We start from the raw sequence: 16,209 nt of genomic DNA, 5'->3' as shown, positions 1-16,209 counted from the left end.
AACGCATCGGCCGGCCGGGTGCCTTTTTCAGGGCTACTTGACCACGGCGGCGTAGATCATGTTGCGCAGCAGGCTGCGGTAGTGCACCCGGTGCTTGGGCGACTGCAGCATGAGCACCACGAACATCTGATTCTCGGGGTCGACCCACATGTAGGTTCCGCCTGCTCCGCCCCAGTTGAATTCTCCGGCGGCGGCCGGGTAGGGCGCTTCGCCGTCGCTGCGACGCACCGCGAAGCCGAGGCCGAAACCGTATCCCGGGCCCGGCAGGTAGAGCGGCCCGGACGCGATGCCGGCGCCGCCGTTGGAATGGTCCGACACCATGAACCCCAGCGTGCGCGAGCCCAGGTAGCGCTTGCCGTCGAGCGTGCCGCCGTTCAGCAGCATCTGCAGGAAGCGCGCGTAGTCGGCCGCGGTCGACACCATGCCGCCACCGCCCGATTCGGCCTTTTGTACGACGCGCGGGTCGCTGAACTCCGCGCCGACCCCGAAGCTGCGGTCGTTTGCCAGCGGCTCGGCGATGCGCTGCTGGCGCGGCGCATCGCTCACGTAGAAGCTGGTGTCCTTCATGCCGAGCGGATCGAGCAGGCGGGCTTTCTCGAACTGGTAGAGCGACTGGCCCGACACCACCTCGACCACGCGGCCCAGGATGTCGGTCGAGTAGCTGTAGTCCCAGGTGGTCCCGGGCTGGTAGGCCAGCGGCAGCTTGGCCAGGCGCTGCGAGAACTCGGCGTTGCTCGGATCGCCGGCATGCAGGTTGGCTGCGTTGTAGGCTTCCTTCACGAGTCCTGTGCCGAAGAAGCCGTAGGTGAGGCCCGAGGTGTGGCGCATCAGATCGTGCACCCTGATCGGACGGCGCGCCGGCGCGGTCTCGAGCACCGGCTTGCCGTCGCTGCCCGGCTTCTCGACGCCGACCGTCATGCTGGCGAACTCGGGCAGGTACATCGAGACCGGGTCGTCCAGCTTCATGCGCCCGTCTTCGACCAGCATCATCGCGGCGACCGTGGTAATGGGCTTGCTCATCGAGTAGACGCGGAAGATGCCGTCGCGCGGCATCGGCGTGCCGGTGGCCGGGTCGAGCCGGCCGACCGCCTCGAACCAGGCGACCTTGCCCTGCCGCGCCACCAGCAGCACGGCGCCGGGGATCTTGCCGGCGGCCACATCGGCCTTCAGCACGTCGGTGATCATCTGCAGCCGCTCGCTGGACAGCCCGACGCGCTCGGGCGTAGTGGTCGGCAGCGACTGCGCAGCGGCCAGCAGCGGCACCGCAAAAAAGAGGCCGGCCACGATGTGGCGCAGGCGCCGCCTGAATGGCTTGGTCATTCTTGTCTCCTCGTTGTGGATGGGATTCGTTCGGGCGGTCTGCGCCGCCTTCGCCTCCCCGGCGCTGCGCTATACGCAGCGTGCGCCGTCGACCTCGATGCAGACGCCGCTGATGAAGGACGCCTCGTCGCTGGCCAGGTAAAGCGCCGCATTGGCCACGTCGAGCGCGGTCGAGAAGCGGCCGAGCGGGATGGTGGCGCGGAACTTGGCCTTGCGCTCTTCGGTGATCGGCCCGCCGGCGAACTCGGCGGCCAGGCCGGTGTCGGGATTGAACACCGGGTTGATGCAGTTCACGCGGATGTTGTCGGGGCCGAACTCGGCGGCGAGCGACTTGCTGGTGGTGATGACCGCGCCCTTCGAGCCGTTGTACCAGGTGAGGCCCGGCCGCGGACGCACGCCGGCGGTGGAGGCGATGTTGATGAAGGAGCCGCCGCCGTTGGCGCGGAATGCCGGCACGGCGTGCACGGTCGACAGGTAGATGCTCTTCACGTTGACCGCGTAGCAGCGGTCGAACTCGTCCTCGCTCACTTCGAGCGCGGGGCGGTTGCGATGCGTCCAGCCGGCATTGTTGACCATCACGTCGAGCTTTCCGTGGCGCTGGACCGCGGCCTCGACCAGGGCCTTGACTTCGGCCGATTGGGTGACGTCGGCGGCGAAGAAGGTAGCGCGGCCGCCGGCGCGCAGGATGGCTTCGACCACCTGTTCGCCAAGCGCAGCGTTGATGTCGTTGACGATGACTTGCGCGCCCTCGGCCGCCAGCCGCTTCGCGATGCCTTCGCCGATGCCGCCGCCGGCGCCGGTCACGATGATGGATTTGTCCTTGACGCGCATGCTGAAAGTCTCCAGGGGGATTGTGAGGAACGGGCAAGTGTAGGCAGCTCGACTGGCGGCGCTCTATCGACGGGATTGAAATTCCTGAAGCATGAAGAAGATGAGAATAACTATCATTTGCCCATGCACAACAGTTCGTCCCTCGCCAGCGCCGCCAAGCGCCCCGTCCTGCCGCATCGGCAGGTCATCGGAATCGCGATCGTGCTGGCCGGCGTGCTGGTGCTGGGTGCGCAGTTCTGGCAGTTCGTCGCCAGCCGCCCGGTGGTGCTGCAGGCCTTGACCGGCGGCTCGGTGGCCGCGCTCGCGACCGCGCTGGGTACGCTGCCCATCCTGTTCTCGCAGCGCCTGTCGGACCGCGCACAGGACACGCTGTTCGGCTTCGGCGCCGGCGTGATGCTGGCGGCCAGCGCCTTTTCGTTGATCATCCCTGGCATTGCTGCCGCGCGCGCAGCGGGTGCGGGTGCGTGGGGTGCCGGCGGCATCGTCGGCAGCGCGATCCTGCTCGGCGCACTCGCGCTGCTGGTGCTGGACCGCGTGCTGCCGCACGAGCATTTCATCAAGGGCGTGGAGGGGCGAAACGCACAGGTGCTCCGTCGCGCCTGGCTGTTCGTGTTCGCGATCGCGCTCCACAACCTGCCCGAAGGCCTGGCGATCGGTGTCGGCTTCGCGGGTGGAGATGCGCTGCGCGGCAGCGCGCTGGCAACCGGCATCGCGATCCAGGACGTGCCAGAAGGTCTTGTGGTTGCGGTGGCGTTGCTGGCTGCTGGCTACCGGCGGGCGTTTGCGGTCGGGCTCGGCATGGCGTCCGGCCTGGTCGAACCCTTGGGCGCGGTGCTTGGCGCGGCGATCGTGAGCGAGTCGGCCGCCTTGCTGCCTTGGGGCCTGGGCTTTGCGGCCGGCGCGATGCTGTTCGTGATCAGCCACGAGATCATCCCCGAGTCCCACCGCAAGGGCCACGAGGCCTTTGCGACGGGCGGGCTGATGGTGGGCTTCGTGCTGATGATGCTGCTGGATACTGCGCTGGCTTAGGCCCGATCAGCCGTGTTTCACGGCCACCGTCTTCAACGTGGTGAAGCCGTAGAGCGCCTCGAAGCCCTTCTCGCGGCCATAGCCCGAGGACTTGACGCCGCCGAAGGGCAGCTCGACGCCGCCGCCCGCGCCGTAGTTGTTGATGAACACCTGGCCGCTCTTCACGCGCTTGGCCATGCGGAACTGGCGCCCGCCGTTCTCGGTCCAGATGCCGGCGACCAGGCCGAACTGCGTGGCATTGGCGAGCGCCACGGCCTCGTCCTCGTCGCTGAACACCATCGCGGCGAGCACCGGGCCGAAGACTTCTTCCTGCGCGAGGCGGTGACCGACCGGCACATCGCGCAGAAGGGTCGGCGCCTGGTAGAAGCCGGTTTCCGGAGCCTCGTCGACCACCACGCCCTGCGCCACCATCGGAATGCCGGCGTGCTGGGCATCGGACAGAAAGTCCCAGACGCGCTGCTGCTGCGTCTGGCGGATCAGCGGGCCGACGTCGAGGTCCATCGCGGCGGGGCCGACGCGCAGGGCCTCGAAGGCGTGGCCGAGCCGCTCGAGCAGCGGCTCGTAGACCGCGCGCTCGATCAGCACGCGCGAGCCGGCCGAGCAGGTCTGGCCGGCGTTCTGCACGATCGCGTTGATCAGCACCGGAATCGCGGCGCCCAGGTCGGCATCGGCAAAGATGATCTGCGGGCTCTTGCCGCCGAGCTCGAGCGTGACCGGGCAATGGCGCTCGGCCGCGACCTGCTGGATCAGCGTGCCCACCTTGGGGCTGCCGGTGAAGCTGATGTGGTCGATGCCCTCGTGGCGCGCCAGCGCATCGCCGACCTCGTGGCCGTAGCCGGTCACGATGTTGATCGCGCCGGGCGGGAAGCCGACCTCCGCCGCGAGTTGCGCGACGCGGATCAGCGACAGGCAGGCATCTTCCGAGGGCTTGACCACGCAGACGTTGCCCGCGGCCAGCGCGCCGCCGACGCTGCGCCCGAAGATCTGCATCGGGTAGTTCCACGGAATGATGTGGCCGGTGACGCCGTGCGGCTCGCGCCAAGTGAAGACGCTATAGCCCTCCTGGTAGGGGATGGTCTCGCCGTGCAGCTTGTCGCAGGCGCCGGCATAGAACTCGAAGTAGCGCACCAGCGCCAGCGCGTCGGCGCGGGCCTGCTTGACCGGCTTGCCGCAGTCGCGCTGCTCGATGAGCGCCAGCTCGTTGGCATGCGCGGCGATCTTCTGGGAGAGCAGGTAGAGCAGCCGGCCGCGGTCGGCCGCGCTCTTCTTGTGCCAGTGGGTTTCGAAGCAATGGCGCGCGGCGCGCACGGCGGCGTCGATGTCGGCCGCATTGCCGCGCTGCAGTTCGTCAAAGGGCTGGCCGTCGGAGGGGTCGATCACCGGCAGGGTGCGGCCGGAGGAGGAAGCGATGTTTTGATTGCCGATGTAGTGGAGTTGCATGGCCGAAATTGTGCGCGAAAGCGGCCAGCGGCCGCCCGGAGCATCGCCCGAGGGCCTATTAACAGGGCCTATCGGCTGGCGGTGGCCTTCGGCAGCGCCTTCACGGCATTGAGCATGCGCTCCACGTGCTTGTCGGGATTGAGGTTCTGGTAGTAGTAAGCCACCGTGCCGTTCGGCGCGATCACGTAGGAAAGCCGGTTGGCGAAATCCGGCCGCGTCTGCATCAGCGCATCGAAACCCTGGATCACCGTCTTGGACTGGTCGGAGGCGACCGGGAACTTGCTCTGGCATTGTTTGACCGAGAAGTCCTTCAGCGTGTCGACGTCATCGGCCGAGACGCCGATCACCGTGGCGCCCACCGCTTCGAACTGGCTCATGGCTTCCGCAAAGGCGTGGGCCTCGATGTTGCAGTCGTGGGTGCCGGCCGCTGGAAAGAAATACACGACCACCGGCCCCTTGGCCAGCGCGTCGGCCAGCGAGTAGCGGAAGGTCTTGCCGCCCAATGCCGCCGTGGCCGTGAACTTCGGCACCGGGTCGCCGATGTCGAGTGCGGCGTAGACGGGGGAAAGAGCAAGGCTTGCGAGCGAAAAGGCGGCGATACGCGCGAGAATCCGACGGGTCATGATGTAACTCCGGGAGGGGGCATCGCGAATTCTAGAACCCGGGCGCATTGCGCGTCAGAGGTGAAACCGGCAGGCGTGTGCTGCCGTATTCAAGAAGCAGGTCAAGAGGGGAAAGATCATGAACGCACTGGTTCGTCTGCTGCGCATCGTGCTGTTGTGCGCGCTGGCCGCCGGGCTCGGCGCCTGCGGCTCGCTGCCGCCGGCCAGGGAGCGGCCCGCGGAGCATGCGGCGCCGGCGGACCGGTCGACCACGCTGGCGAAGATCGTCGCCGCATCCACGCCGCCGGACGAACATTCCGGTTTTCGCCTGATGCCGCTCGGCGTCTACTCGCTCGATGCGCGCATCCAGCTCGCACAGCGGGCCGAGCGCTCGCTGGTGGTGCAGTACTACCAGCTCGAGAACGATGCCGTCGGCCGCCTGCTGATGCGCTCGCTGCGCGAGGCCGCTGCGCGCGGCGTCAAGGTGCGCGTGCTGGTGGACGACCTCTACACCGCCAAGAGCCAGCACCTGCTGCTGGCGCTTTCGCAGACGCCCAACGTCGACGTGCGGCTTTTCAATCCCTTCTGCTGCGGCCGCGACGGCTTCCTTTCGCGCTTCGTCGCATCGCCGCACGAGATCTACCGGCTCAACCATCGCATGCACAACAAGCTGTTCATCGCCGATGGCGTGATGGCGGTGGTTGGCGGACGCAACATCGCCGACGAGTACTTCGTGCTCAGCGAGGCGCAGAACTTCATCGACATGGACGCGGTGGTGGTGGGCAAGGTGCTGCCGCAGCTCGAAGCCATCTTCGACGCCTACTGGAACAGCGAGCAGGTCTGGCCGATCGAGGACATCGTGCGTGGCGAGGGTGGCAGCACGCCCGGGACGGCAGAGTTCGACGCCTGGGTCGGCATGGCCGCGCCGCCGCCGAAGATCGTGCTGCCGCCGGCCGACATCCTCGGCTACGGGCCGATCGGCGAAGAGCTCGACGAAGGGCGCATGGGCCTGCTGTGGGGCTGGGCCAATGCGGTGGCGGATCCGCCCACCAAGCCCACCACGATGACGGCCGAGGAGGCCCTGGCCACCAGCGTCACGATGCGCATGTGGACCATCCTGCTGGACGCGAAGAACGAGGTGCAGATGACTTCGCCCTACCTGGTGCCCGGCGACAAGGGCATGGCGGCGTTCGAGGCGCTGGCCCAGCGCAAGGTCAAGGTCGTGCTCTTGACCAACTCGCTGGCGGCCAACGACGAACCACTGGTCCACACGGGCTATGTGCGCTATCGGCAACGGCTGCTGAGATCGGGCGCCGACCTCTACGAGCTGAGCCCCGAACGCACCACCGCGAGCAAGCGTTTCGGCTCCTTCGGCACATCGCTGGGACGCCTGCACGCCAAGACCGCGGCCATCGACCGCAGCCGCCTCCTCATCGGCTCGGCGAACCTGGATCCGCGCTCGGCCACCCAGAACACCGAGATGGGCGTGCTGATCGACAGCCCGCAGCTGGCGCGCGAGCTGCTGCGCGTGATCAACGTCAGCAGGGTGCAGAACTCCTACCGCCTGCGCCTGGCCAAGGACACAGGCGCCGTCGAGTGGCTCACAAGCGATGGCGAGAAGGAGGTGGTCCTCACCTCCGAGCCGGAGGCGACCTTCTTGCAGCGCTTCTACAACAGGCTGATCGCGCCGATCGTGCCGGAAATGCTCCTGTAGCCTCGGCGCGTGGCAGCCACCTTCCAATCCTTGTCCGTCCTGCAGGTCATGCTGTGGGGCGTGGCCTTGTTCGGCAGCATCTACCTGCTCTTCGGCGGCATCATCTGCACCACACCTGCCACAGCGGCAACTACGGCTTCCAGTTCACCTTCATGGACCGGCTGTTCCGAACGCGCATCGCGGCCGATGCGGCCGAGGCAGCTGCGTGCCTATCGCAACAGCACAGCAGCGCGTAGCGCGAAGATGACCCAATGAGCACAACCCCGGACTTCCTGGCGCAAGAGCACGATCTGCGCGACCCGAGCCCCTGGCTCGCGCTCTATCTCGATCAGAGCACGCCGCTGCCCGACAAGGTGAAGGCAGCCTGGCTCGCCGATTCGAGCTCTGCCTCGCGCCAGTACCTGCTGCCTTTTCTGCGGCCGCTGGCGCGCACCGCCATCGTGCTGTTCCAGGTGATCAAGGTGTTCGTGCCGCGCAAGTGGTCGCATTCGCGGCTGCTGCACCGCCTGCTGGCCTGGGGCCTCAAACGCTTCGTTTCGCCCGAGGCCAACTGGCTGATCCTGCGGCACTTCCACCTGGGTTCGCAGGTGCTGGCCTTCATCGGCGCCAATTCGCCGGTGCCGGTCGCTACCTCGCCGCTGGAGCCGGCAGACATCGACGCGCTGAAGGAGGACATGTTCCTGCAGCACGACCTGAACCTCTTCAACTTCGTGATTCGGCTTAATCGGGCGCTGCGGGCGCAGGGGCTCGAGCTGCGCAAGGCGGAGCAGGTCGATTTCTCGATGATCCGCGAGCCCGGCCTGCAAATCGAAGACATGCCGCACGGCAGGCTCAATTTTCTCGACCTGCAAAGCGCGATCGAGCTGTTCACGCCGCTCTACCAGCTCATGCTGACCGACAACGACTTCTGGCGCGCTGCCAATTCGCTGCAATTGGACGAAACCATCGGCATCTACGCGGCCACCGTGCTGGATGCGCCCGAGCACCTAATCCTGGTGAACAACAAGCACCCGCTGGTGCCGCTGTCGACCCTGCGCGCGGGGCATCGGCTGGTGATCCACGGCCTGTCCACCGAGATGCTGCACAGCCTCCTGATGAAGTTCCGGGATGCGCGGGTCGCCGCTCCCTTGTAATCCAGCGTCCGTGCCCCAGATGCAAGCCATGAACGCTACCAAGACTCCGTCGTCCAGGACCGATCTGGCGGTGACGCATGTGCTGGCCCAGCTCCTCGAGCGGCTCGAGCACAGCGCCGTGCCGGTGGGTGCCGAGCAGTACCGGTCGGTCGTGATGCACCTGGTGGACGAGTTCCGCGAGGTCGAACCCGGCACTGGCCTCGGGCAGTTGCTGGACGCCTATCCGGCCGCCGCCGAGGTGTACGAAAACCTCAATTACCAGCACGCCGGCCTGTGCCGCTCCGGGCTGGATGCCTCGCTGGCCGCCGAACTGGCTGCCAAGGATGCGATCGCGCGCGTCATGCGCCGCGCCGAACCGGACGCCGCCCATGGCCAAGGCTGATGTCAAGACCGCCGTCGTAGCCGACGGCCTGCGCTACAAGGCCAAGGCGCCGGGCTCTCCTTTCCGCGCTTCGGCCTCATTCAGCGGCGCGACCATGTCCTGCTTCATGTGCGGCAAGCACCGCGTGCGCTCGCAGCTGCGGACCCGGCAGCTGCTGGGCAAGTCGCAAACCGTCTGTGCGCCCTCGTGCAAGGCACTCGACGAGCTGATCGATTCGTGACAGCGCCGCGACGTAGTTGACGAATTCGATTTGCCTCTGCAAATCGGCTACCAAAGCGGTGAATTTCGATCTACAGTTGGAAACAATTGATGCAATTATTTGCCTCAATACCAAAGTTCTAATTGATGGTCGATCAAATGATCCCGCTTAAAACCATTGCCTTCTATTGGTCGGAGCGCGTATGAGCAGGCCGCCCCGCCACGTCATCATGCAGGTCGTCAAGCGCTCGGGCGGCGCGACGCACCACGTCGAGTTCAGCATGGACGACAACTTCGCCGAGCGCCTGCGGCAGCTGCGCTCGCTGGTGCCGCCGCTCAACGGCCTCAACAAGCAGCGCGACCTGGTGATCGACAAGGTACGCGTTCGCCTTCCCACCGCCGTATGGCGCTGCGGCGGTGACATCGACAGTCAGGTCGACGGCTCCTGCATCGTCATTGCCGCGGAAGGCTTCTTCAATTGCGGCGGCAAGGACCGCAAGACCAAGGAAAAACTAGTCACCTACACCTTCCCGATCGCGCGCCTGATCGAATTGCACGCCGAGCGGCCTGCCGGCGAAACCTTCTACATCCGCGACGGCATCTTCACCAACGACGAGCCCGCCAATTCCGCGGCCGGGCGCTGGGTGGCATCGCTGCACGAGCTGGAAGAGATGCGCATGCCGGATGCGCCGTCCGACTTCGACACGCTGCAGGGCGTGCCGCTGCGCACCGCGCAGGGCGGCTTGCCCACCCATGATCTCAGCCTGAACTGAGCGTCGCGGCGCGCGCTCGGCGCGCCGCATACCCTTACCGCAGCTTCACTTCAACCCGCCGCGCTTCGGCCGGCGGCCCGTCGGCCTGGGTTTGCGCGGGCTTGGCTAGTTCCATCTTGTCGTCGGGCACCCCGGCCAGCCTGAGGGCGGCGCCCACTGCCAGGGCACGCTGCTTGGCAAGCTCCGCATTTTTCTCGGCATCGCCGGTGGCGTCGTGGTAGCCGCTCACGAGCACACGACCGCCGCCCTGCGCGGCCTTCACGATGTCGGCCAGCGCGGCGCTCGAGCCCGCGGGCACCTCGGCGCTCGCGGTGGCGAAGTAGAACTTGACCACGCCGTTGTCGGTCTTGATCGACGCGCCCGTATCGCCCGACGCGGCCGGCGCTGTTGCGGGTGCCGGCGCGGGTGCGGTGATCGGCGCAGGGCTTGCAGCGGGCGCCGGCATCGCAGCGGCATCGCCGGCGTGGAACTTGACCACCAGGGGCACGATCAGGAGCGCCACGATGTTGATGATCTTGATCAGCGGGTTCACCGCCGGGCCGGCGGTGTCCTTGTAGGGGTCGCCCACCGTGTCGCCGGTGACGGCGGCCTTGTGCGCCTCGGAGCCCTTGCCGCCATGGTTGCCGTCCTCGATGTACTTCTTGGCGTTGTCCCAGGCGCCGCCGCCGGTGCACATCGAGATGGCGACGAACAGGCCGGTGACGATGGTGCCCATCAGCAAGCCGCCCAGCGCCTTCGGCCCCAACAGCAGGCCGACCACGATCGGCACGACCACCGGCAGCAGGCTCGGGATCATCATTTCCTTGATCGCCGCGCCGGTCAGCATGCTCACGGCACGGCCGTACTCGGGCTTGCCGGTGCCCTCCATGATGCCGGGGATCTCGCGGAACTGCCTGCGCACTTCCTCGACTACCGAGCCGGCCGCGCGGCCCACGGCTTCCATTGCCATGGCGCCGAACAGGTAGGGGATCAGCCCGCCGATGAAGAGGCCGACGATCACCATCGGGTCGCTCAGGTTGAAGCTGATGGCCAGCCCGAAGCTCTCGAGCTTGTGGGTGTAGTCGGCGAACAGCACCAGCGCGGCCAGGCCGGCCGACCCGATCGCGTAGCCCTTGGTCACGGCCTTGGTGGTGTTGCCCACGGCGTCCAGCGGATCGGTGATGTCGCGCACGCTGGCCGGCATCTCCGACATCTCCGCGATGCCGCCGGCGTTGTCCGTGATCGGGCCGTAGGCGTCGAGCGCGACCACGATGCCGGCCATGCTGAGCATCGCCGTGGCCGCCACTGCGATGCCATAGAGGCCCCCGAGCCAGTAGGAAGCCATGATCGCGATGCAGACGCAGATCACCGGCCAGGCGGTCGAGCGCATCGACACGCCGAGGCCGGCGATGATGTTGGTGCCGTGTCCGGTGGTCGAGGCCTGCGCGATGTGGCGCACCGGCGAGTACTGCGTGCCGGTGTAGAACTCGGTGATCCACACCAGCGCGGCCGTGAGCGCCAGGCCGACGAAGCAGGCGCCGAAGAGCTTGAGCTGGCTGCCCGAGGCGGCGATCGCGTTGTCGGGAATGAGCCATTGCGTCACGAACCAGAACGCGATCAGCGACAGCCCGCCCGCTACCGCCAGGCCCTTGTAGAGCGCCGGCATCACGTTGATCATGCCTGGCGAAGCCTTGACGAAGAAGCAGCCGATGATCGACGCGATGATCGACACGCCGCCGAGCGCCAGCGGGTACAGCACCGCGTTGACCGGCGCTGCAGCCACCATCAGCGCGCCCAGCACCATGGTCGCGATCAGCGTCACCGCATAGGTCTCGAACAGGTCGGCCGCCATGCCGGCGCAGTCGCCGACGTTGTCGCCCACGTTGTCTGCAATCACTGCGGGATTGCGCGGATCGTCCTCCGGAATGCCGGCTTCGACCTTGCCCACCAGGTCGGCGCCGACGTCGGCGCCCTTGGTGAAGATGCCGCCGCCGAGCCGCGCGAAGATCGAGATCAGCGAAGAGCCGAAGGCGAAGCCGATGAGAGGATTGAGCAGGTTGGCGAGGCTCTTGTCCGGCGTCAGCTGGCCGTTGCCCACCAGGAACCAGAAGAAGGCCGAGACGCCCAGCAGACCCAACCCCACCACCAGCATGCCGGTGATGGCGCCGCCGCGGAAGGCGACATCGAGCGCCGGGCCGATGCCTTGCGTCGCGGCCTGCGCGGTGCGCACGTTGGCGCGCACGGAGACGTTCATGCCGATGAAGCCGCAGGCGCCCGAGAGCACCGCGCCGATCACGAAGCCGACCGCGGTGGTCACGTCGAGGAAGATCCCGATCAGGATCGCGAGCACGATGCCGACCACGGCGATGGTGCGGTACTGCTTGGCCAGGTAGGCCGCCGCACCGGTCTGGATCGCGGCCGCGATCTCCTGCATTCGGGCGTTGCCCGGGTCTTTCGAAAGAATCCAGCTGCGCGCCCAGAACCCATAGCCGACGGCCACGAGGCCGCAGACGATGGCGAGGACGAGAGGGGTGTTGCCGATCATGCCTTGCTTCTCCATTCGTACGTTGTGACTTGTGGAGACGAAAGCACTCAGCCCTGCGCGCAACGCGTACGGGTCAGTGCTTCCGCCGCGTTGCTTCCTCGAAGCCCCGATGCCTTGAAAAAGGCCGGGGCCGATTGGCCAACGCGGCCAATTTACAGGCAAATGCCGGGTTTCGTGCGACCGGGCCGTGACACGGAAAGTAAACTTCGGGTTTGTCCGCATCCCGCGAACACTTTCAACTACTCCAAGACAGATCTATGTCCCTCGGCAAAGTCTCCCCCGGCAAAGACGCTCCTGAAGCCTTCAACGTCATCATCGAAATCCCGATGAATGCCGATCCGATCAAGTACGAAGTCGATAAGGAATCGGGCGCGATCTTCGTCGACCGCTTCATGACGACCGCGATGCACTATCCGACCAACTACGGCTACGTGCCGCAGACGCTCTCGGGCGACGGCGATCCGGTCGACGTGCTGGTCATCACCCCCTGGGCGCTGGTGCCGGGCGTGGTGGTGCCGTGCCGGCCGATCGGCATCCTGATGATGGAAGACGAGGCCGGCGTCGACGGCAAGGTGCTCGCCGTGCCCACCGACAAGGTGCTGCCGATCTACAGCCACTGGAAGAAGGTCGAAGACGTGAACCCGATGCGCCTGAAGGCCATCACGCACTTCTTCGAGCACTACAAGGACCTCGAAGCCGGCAAGTGGGTCAAGGTGCTGGGCTGGGAAGGCATCGATGCCGCCAAGAAGGAAATCGTGGACGGCATCGCCAACTACAAGAAGTAGGAGCGGGCAGGACCACCGCTCATTCGGCGGCGATCCCTGCCCGATGGGCCAGCGCGCGATAGCGCGAGATCTCCGATTCCATCAGGCTTCGGAAAGGGGCGGCGCCGATCATCACGGGCTCCATGCCCTGTGCGCGCAGCTGGTCCTGGATCGTCTTGTCCGCCATCACGGCGCTCACCTCGGCCGCCAGTCTCTGGATCACCGGTGCCGGCGTGCCGGCCGGCGCGGCCAATCCGTACCAGGCGTCGAAGGTGGCGTCGGGCATCTTGAGTTCGGCCATGGTGGGCACGTCCGGCAGCATGCTGGAACGTGTCGTGCCCGCGATGGCCAGCGCGCGCAGCTTGCCCGAACGCACATGCGGCGCGACCGCGGCCACGGTGTCGATGCCCATTTCGATCTCGCCGCCGATCAATGCGATCGCGCTCTGGCTGCTGCCCTTGTAGGGCACGTCCTGTAGTTTCACACCCGCCGCCATCGCGAACAACTCGCCGGCCAGATGCGGGCCGGAGCCGCTGCCGAAGGTGGCGTAGCGGATGTCCCGCGGTTTGGCCCTGGCTGCAGCGGCGAGTGCCGCCACGCTGTGCCAGGGCGAGCCCGCGTTGACGACCAGCGCCAGAGGTGCCTTCGCGATGATCGCCACCGGTGCCAGGTCCTTCAGCGGGTCGTAGGGCAGCCGGGCGCGCAGCGCTGCATTCACGCTGTAGGTGGAAGAGCCCGAGACCAGCAGCGTGTAGCCATCGGGCTGCGCCTTGGCGACCGTATCGGCGCCGATGATGGTCGCCGCGCCGGGCTTGTTGTCGACGACGACCGGCTGGCCGAGCCGCTCGGCCAGCTTCTGGCCCAGGGCGCGCGCCACGATGTCGGTGCCGCCGCCGGGCGGAAAGGGCACGACCAGCCTGACGGCCCTGGCGGGCCAGGCATCGGCGGCCTGCGCCAGGCCGGCAGCGGCGCTGAAGGCGAGGGCGGCGAAGAGGTGGGCAAGTTGCTTCATGCGGCTTTCCGGTGGGGAGTTGTAGCGATCGATCCGGCCTGCCATGGCGCATTCGCAGCGGCATCGCCGAGGTCCCAGTAGAGGCCGGCCATGATCTGCAGGCCCTCCCTGGCCAGCGGCGCCAGCAGGTGTTCGTTGGGCGCGTGCTGTGCGCAAGCGGGGTAGGAGTGCGGGACCCACAAGGTGGGCAGGCCCAGCAGGTCGGCGAAGACGTCGTTGGGCAGGGAGCCGGCGAGGTTCGGCAGCACGTCGGGGCGTTGGCCCGTGCTCGCGTCGATGGAGCGTTCCGCCCAACTCACCCACGGGTTGTCGAGGTCCAGACGGGTCGCGGCGCCTTCGAGCGTGACTTGCACTTCGACCTGTTCGAATCCATGTGCGTCGAGATGAGCGCGCACGATCGAAGCAAGCTCCCGCCAGGGCGTTCCGACCACGAAGCGCAACTGGCAATGCGCCACCGCTTCGCCGGGGATCGCATTGACCGGCCGCTGCGGCGAACCCGCGCCGAGCGCGAGCACCTCGATGGTGTTCCAGGCCATCAGGCGTTCGGCCGGGCTCAGGCCGGGCTCGCCCCAGCCGGCGTCCAGCGCCGGATCGTCCGCGCCACCGCCGATCTCGATGGCGGCCAGCGCTTCGTGCACCGAAGCGGGAATGTCTCGCGGCCGAAGCGCTTCGACCAGGATGCGGCCCTTCGCGTCCACCAGCGTCGCCACGGCATGGCTCAACACTGTTGCCGGGTTCGCGAGCACGCCGCCCCAGTTGCCCGAGTGGTAGCCGCGCGCCCGCGCGCGCAGCCGCAGGCTGAAATTGACTGCACCGCGCGAACCGAGGAACAGCGTCGGCCGCCCGGCACTCACGCGCGGGCCGTCGCAGGCGATCAGGAGATCGGCGCGCAGCTTGTCGGCCTGTTGCCTGCAGACTTCATGCAGGCCGGGCGACGCGGCTTCCTCGCCCATCTCGAGCAGCAGCGTCACGTTGTAGCCGAGCCGGCCGTTGCGTGCCTGCAGCACCTGTGCGAGCGCGCCGAGGTTGATGGTGTGCTGCCCCTTGTTGTCGGCGGTGCCGCGGCCGTACCAGCGTTCGCCCTCGATCGTCAGCGTCCACGGCGCGAGGCCGTCGCGCCACTGGGCGTCCTGGCCGCTGACGACATCGCCGTGGCCATAGGTCAGCACGGTGGGAAGCTCGGCACCCTCGATACGGCGCGCGATCAGGAAGGGGCCGCCGCCTTGCACCGGGTTGTCTATCAGCTCGCAGGCGAAGCCGAGCCGCTCCAATGGCGCGCTCATCTCCTCGCGCAGGTAGGCGCCGAGCGAGGGCGTCGCGGCGCCGGTGTCGCTCTCGGTCCGAAAGGCGATGCGCCGCCGCAGGTCGGCAAGGAAGCGGCCGTCGTCGAAGTAGGCGGCGGCAGCGGAGAGGCAATCGGTGCGTTGCATGGTCGTGGGTGCGTGTGATGGCGATGGATGCAAGTAAAAGGCCTGGCCGACATTGCGGGAACCACCGAATTGGCAAGCTACCATTGCCTTCAAGGCAACGCTGTGAGCATTCCATGACACCTTCGGTCCTCAGCATCCCGATGCGCTACTTCATGGAAGTGGCGCTGCACGGGTCGGTCAGCCAGGCGGCGGGCCGGCTCTATGTCGCTTCTTCCGCCGTGAGCCGGCAGATCGCGAAGCTCGAGGATTCGCTGGGGACCGTGCTGTTCGAACGCAAGGCGCGCGGCATGGCGCTCACCCAGGCCGGCGAGCGCCTGGCCGCCCATCTGCGAACGACGTTGGCGGACACCGAGCAGGTGGTCGAGCAGGTGCGCGGCATCGGCGGCCGTGAGGCAGGCCGTGTCCGTGTGGCATGTACCGAGGGATTCGCGGTGGGCTTCATGCCCGAGGTGATGCGCTGCTTTCGTGCGGCGCATGCGCAAAGCCAGTTGCAACTCCACGTGGGTGCGCCCGACGAAGTCAGCGCGTTGCTGGGCCGCGGAGAAGCCGACATCGCGCTCAAGTACGCGGTCGCGCCGGAAAGAGGATTCCGCATCGAACACTCGGCGCCCGCGCCGGTGTATGCGCTGATGTCTCCGGATCATCCGCTGGCGCGCCACCGCGCCGTCAGCGTGGCCGAGGTGGTGCGCCATCCGCTGGCCGTGGGCAGCAAGGGCGTCACCGCGCGGCAGTTGTTCGACCTGAGTTGCAGCGTGCAGGGGTTGAGCTACGAACCCGCGTTCGTCAGCAATTTCTCATCGGTCCTGCTGCCGCTGGTGCGCACGCCCGACATCGTCCTTTCCGGTCATCTCACGGCCGTTCACCTGATCGAGAACGGCACGCTGGTCGCGCGGCCCTTCGTGGAGCCGCAGATGCACCAGCGCCGCCTGCAGGTGCTGTCGCTCGACGGCCGCACGTTGTCGCCGCTGGCGCGGGCGCTCGTGGTGCAGCTGGTCGCGGCTATCGCCAGCGGCGGCCGGCGCAGGCTGGGCCGGGCGCGCAAGGTGCCTTCGTAGGC

General features: G+C 67.3%; 15 protein-coding genes and 1 pseudogene. 9 read left to right on the top strand and 7 right to left on the bottom strand.

Features of this window, described 5'->3' with window-relative positions; translation table 11 throughout:
- Positions 1-33 precede the first annotated feature (33 nt).
- Together AC3A6B_RS06450 and AC3A6B_RS06445 are read right to left on the bottom strand one after the other, a co-directional pair.
- Positions 34-1,320: a serine hydrolase domain-containing protein gene (locus AC3A6B_RS06450; protein ID WP_487835926.1), complete on the bottom strand. Its 1,287-nt coding sequence runs from the start codon at positions 1,318-1,320 to the stop codon at positions 34-36.
- A gap of 69 nt (positions 1,321-1,389) precedes the next feature.
- Positions 1,390-2,151, bottom strand: coding sequence for an SDR family oxidoreductase (locus AC3A6B_RS06445; RefSeq protein ID WP_487835925.1), 762 nt, complete (start codon positions 2,149-2,151; stop codon positions 1,390-1,392).
- Between the two features lie 123 nt (positions 2,152-2,274).
- Between AC3A6B_RS06445 and AC3A6B_RS06440 the strand changes: the two genes are divergently transcribed.
- The gene (locus AC3A6B_RS06440) at positions 2,275-3,180 is read left to right on the top strand and encodes a ZIP family metal transporter (RefSeq protein WP_487835924.1); all 906 of its coding nucleotides are present in this window, start codon (positions 2,275-2,277) and stop codon (positions 3,178-3,180) included.
- Positions 3,181-3,186: 6 nt separating this feature from the next.
- Here AC3A6B_RS06440 and AC3A6B_RS06435 read toward each other — a convergent pair whose 3' ends face one another.
- Both AC3A6B_RS06435 and AC3A6B_RS06430 read right to left on the bottom strand, forming a co-directional pair.
- Positions 3,187-4,620, bottom strand: coding sequence for an aldehyde dehydrogenase family protein (locus AC3A6B_RS06435; RefSeq protein WP_487835923.1), 1,434 nt, complete (start codon positions 4,618-4,620; stop codon positions 3,187-3,189).
- Positions 4,621-4,688: 68 nt separating this feature from the next.
- Entirely contained in the window at positions 4,689-5,243 is a 555-nt protein-coding gene (locus AC3A6B_RS06430; protein ID WP_487835922.1) for a peroxiredoxin, read from the bottom strand.
- 118 nt (positions 5,244-5,361) lie between these two features.
- On the opposite strand from AC3A6B_RS06430, the gene AC3A6B_RS06425 reads away from it, so the two are divergent.
- The 6 genes and pseudogenes from AC3A6B_RS06425 (at position 5,362) to AC3A6B_RS06400 (ending at position 9,422) form a co-directional block, all read left to right on the top strand.
- A complete protein-coding gene (locus AC3A6B_RS06425) occupies positions 5,362-6,936 on the top strand; it encodes a phospholipase D-like domain-containing protein (RefSeq protein ID WP_487835921.1) in 1,575 nt (524 codons plus the stop codon).
- 86 nt (positions 6,937-7,022) lie between these two features.
- Positions 7,023-7,191 (top strand): annotated as a pseudogene (locus AC3A6B_RS06420) (sterol desaturase family protein); the annotation flags it as partial.
- Entirely contained in the window at positions 7,188-8,069 is an 882-nt protein-coding gene (locus AC3A6B_RS06415; RefSeq protein ID WP_487835920.1) for a DUF6999 family protein, read from the top strand. The pseudogene AC3A6B_RS06420 and the gene AC3A6B_RS06415, both read left to right, overlap by 4 nt.
- Positions 8,070-8,097: 28 nt before the next feature.
- Positions 8,098-8,451 carry a hypothetical protein gene (locus tag AC3A6B_RS06410; protein WP_487835919.1) on the top strand — a complete coding sequence of 118 codons (354 nt, stop codon included), beginning with the start codon at positions 8,098-8,100 and terminating at the stop codon, positions 8,449-8,451.
- Complete coding sequence (locus tag AC3A6B_RS06405) at positions 8,438-8,671, top strand: hypothetical protein (RefSeq protein ID WP_126835127.1); 234 nt, start codon at positions 8,438-8,440, stop codon at positions 8,669-8,671. Before AC3A6B_RS06410 ends, AC3A6B_RS06405 begins: the two co-directional genes overlap by 14 nt.
- A 181-nt stretch (positions 8,672-8,852) precedes the next feature.
- Entirely contained in the window at positions 8,853-9,422 is a 570-nt protein-coding gene (locus tag AC3A6B_RS06400; protein ID WP_487835918.1) for a hypothetical protein, read from the top strand.
- 34 nt (positions 9,423-9,456) lie between these two features.
- Here AC3A6B_RS06400 and AC3A6B_RS06395 read toward each other — a convergent pair whose 3' ends face one another.
- Positions 9,457-11,946 (bottom strand): sodium-translocating pyrophosphatase, encoded by a 2,490-nt coding sequence (locus AC3A6B_RS06395; protein WP_487835917.1) that lies wholly within the window; start codon positions 11,944-11,946, stop codon positions 9,457-9,459.
- Between the two features lie 257 nt (positions 11,947-12,203).
- Between AC3A6B_RS06395 and ppa the strand changes: the two genes are divergently transcribed.
- A complete protein-coding gene (gene ppa / locus AC3A6B_RS06390; protein WP_214693703.1) occupies positions 12,204-12,731 on the top strand; it encodes an inorganic diphosphatase in 528 nt (175 codons plus the stop codon).
- 19 nt (positions 12,732-12,750) lie between these two features.
- Here the strand turns inward: ppa and AC3A6B_RS06385 are convergent, their stop codons facing one another.
- Positions 12,751-13,722 (bottom strand): tripartite tricarboxylate transporter substrate binding protein, encoded by a 972-nt coding sequence (locus AC3A6B_RS06385; protein WP_487835916.1) that lies wholly within the window; start codon positions 13,720-13,722, stop codon positions 12,751-12,753.
- On the bottom strand, positions 13,719-15,152 hold the full coding sequence (locus AC3A6B_RS06380; RefSeq protein WP_487835915.1) for a M20 family metallopeptidase: 1,434 nt from the start codon (positions 15,150-15,152) through the stop codon (positions 13,719-13,721). The genes AC3A6B_RS06385 and AC3A6B_RS06380 overlap by 4 nt, the downstream gene beginning before the upstream one ends.
- 113 nt (positions 15,153-15,265) lie before the next feature.
- Here AC3A6B_RS06380 and AC3A6B_RS06375 point away from each other — a divergent pair, with 113 nt between their 5' ends.
- Positions 15,266-16,207 carry a LysR family transcriptional regulator gene (locus tag AC3A6B_RS06375; protein WP_487835914.1) on the top strand — a complete coding sequence of 314 codons (942 nt, stop codon included), beginning with the start codon at positions 15,266-15,268 and terminating at the stop codon, positions 16,205-16,207.
- Positions 16,208-16,209 lie beyond the last annotated feature (2 nt).

The organism is Variovorax sp. Soil_C_33 (assembly GCF_057656935.1).
Note: the sequence above shows the minus strand (reverse complement) of the source record. Positions and strands in the feature narration are given on the sequence as shown.

Bases quoted from the DNA above. Each gene is read 5' to 3' on its own strand.
- AC3A6B_RS06395 (WP_487835917.1), bottom strand. From the start codon at position 11,946: ATGATCGGCAACACCCCTCTCGTCCTCGCCATCGTCTGCGGCCTCGTG.
- AC3A6B_RS06405 (WP_126835127.1), top strand. From the start codon at position 8,438: ATGGCCAAGGCTGATGTCAAGACCGCCGTCGTAGCCGACGGCCTGCGC.
- AC3A6B_RS06400 (WP_487835918.1), top strand. From the start codon at position 8,853: ATGAGCAGGCCGCCCCGCCACGTCATCATGCAGGTCGTCAAGCGCTCG.
- AC3A6B_RS06385 (WP_487835916.1), bottom strand. From the start codon at position 13,722: ATGAAGCAACTTGCCCACCTCTTCGCCGCCCTCGCCTTCAGCGCCGCT.
- AC3A6B_RS06440 (WP_487835924.1), top strand. From the start codon at position 2,275: ATGCACAACAGTTCGTCCCTCGCCAGCGCCGCCAAGCGCCCCGTCCTG.
- AC3A6B_RS06445 (WP_487835925.1), bottom strand. From the start codon at position 2,151: ATGCGCGTCAAGGACAAATCCATCATCGTGACCGGCGCCGGCGGCGGC.
- AC3A6B_RS06380 (WP_487835915.1), bottom strand. From the start codon at position 15,152: ATGCAACGCACCGATTGCCTCTCCGCTGCCGCCGCCTACTTCGACGAC.
- AC3A6B_RS06410 (WP_487835919.1), top strand. From the start codon at position 8,098: ATGAACGCTACCAAGACTCCGTCGTCCAGGACCGATCTGGCGGTGACG.
- AC3A6B_RS06430 (WP_487835922.1), bottom strand. From the start codon at position 5,243: ATGACCCGTCGGATTCTCGCGCGTATCGCCGCCTTTTCGCTCGCAAGC.
- AC3A6B_RS06375 (WP_487835914.1), top strand. From the start codon at position 15,266: ATGACACCTTCGGTCCTCAGCATCCCGATGCGCTACTTCATGGAAGTG.
- AC3A6B_RS06425 (WP_487835921.1), top strand. From the start codon at position 5,362: ATGAACGCACTGGTTCGTCTGCTGCGCATCGTGCTGTTGTGCGCGCTG.
- ppa (WP_214693703.1), top strand. From the start codon at position 12,204: ATGTCCCTCGGCAAAGTCTCCCCCGGCAAAGACGCTCCTGAAGCCTTC.
- AC3A6B_RS06450 (WP_487835926.1), bottom strand. From the start codon at position 1,320: ATGACCAAGCCATTCAGGCGGCGCCTGCGCCACATCGTGGCCGGCCTC.
- AC3A6B_RS06415 (WP_487835920.1), top strand. From the start codon at position 7,188: ATGAGCACAACCCCGGACTTCCTGGCGCAAGAGCACGATCTGCGCGAC.
- AC3A6B_RS06435 (WP_487835923.1), bottom strand. From the start codon at position 4,620: ATGCAACTCCACTACATCGGCAATCAAAACATCGCTTCCTCCTCCGGC.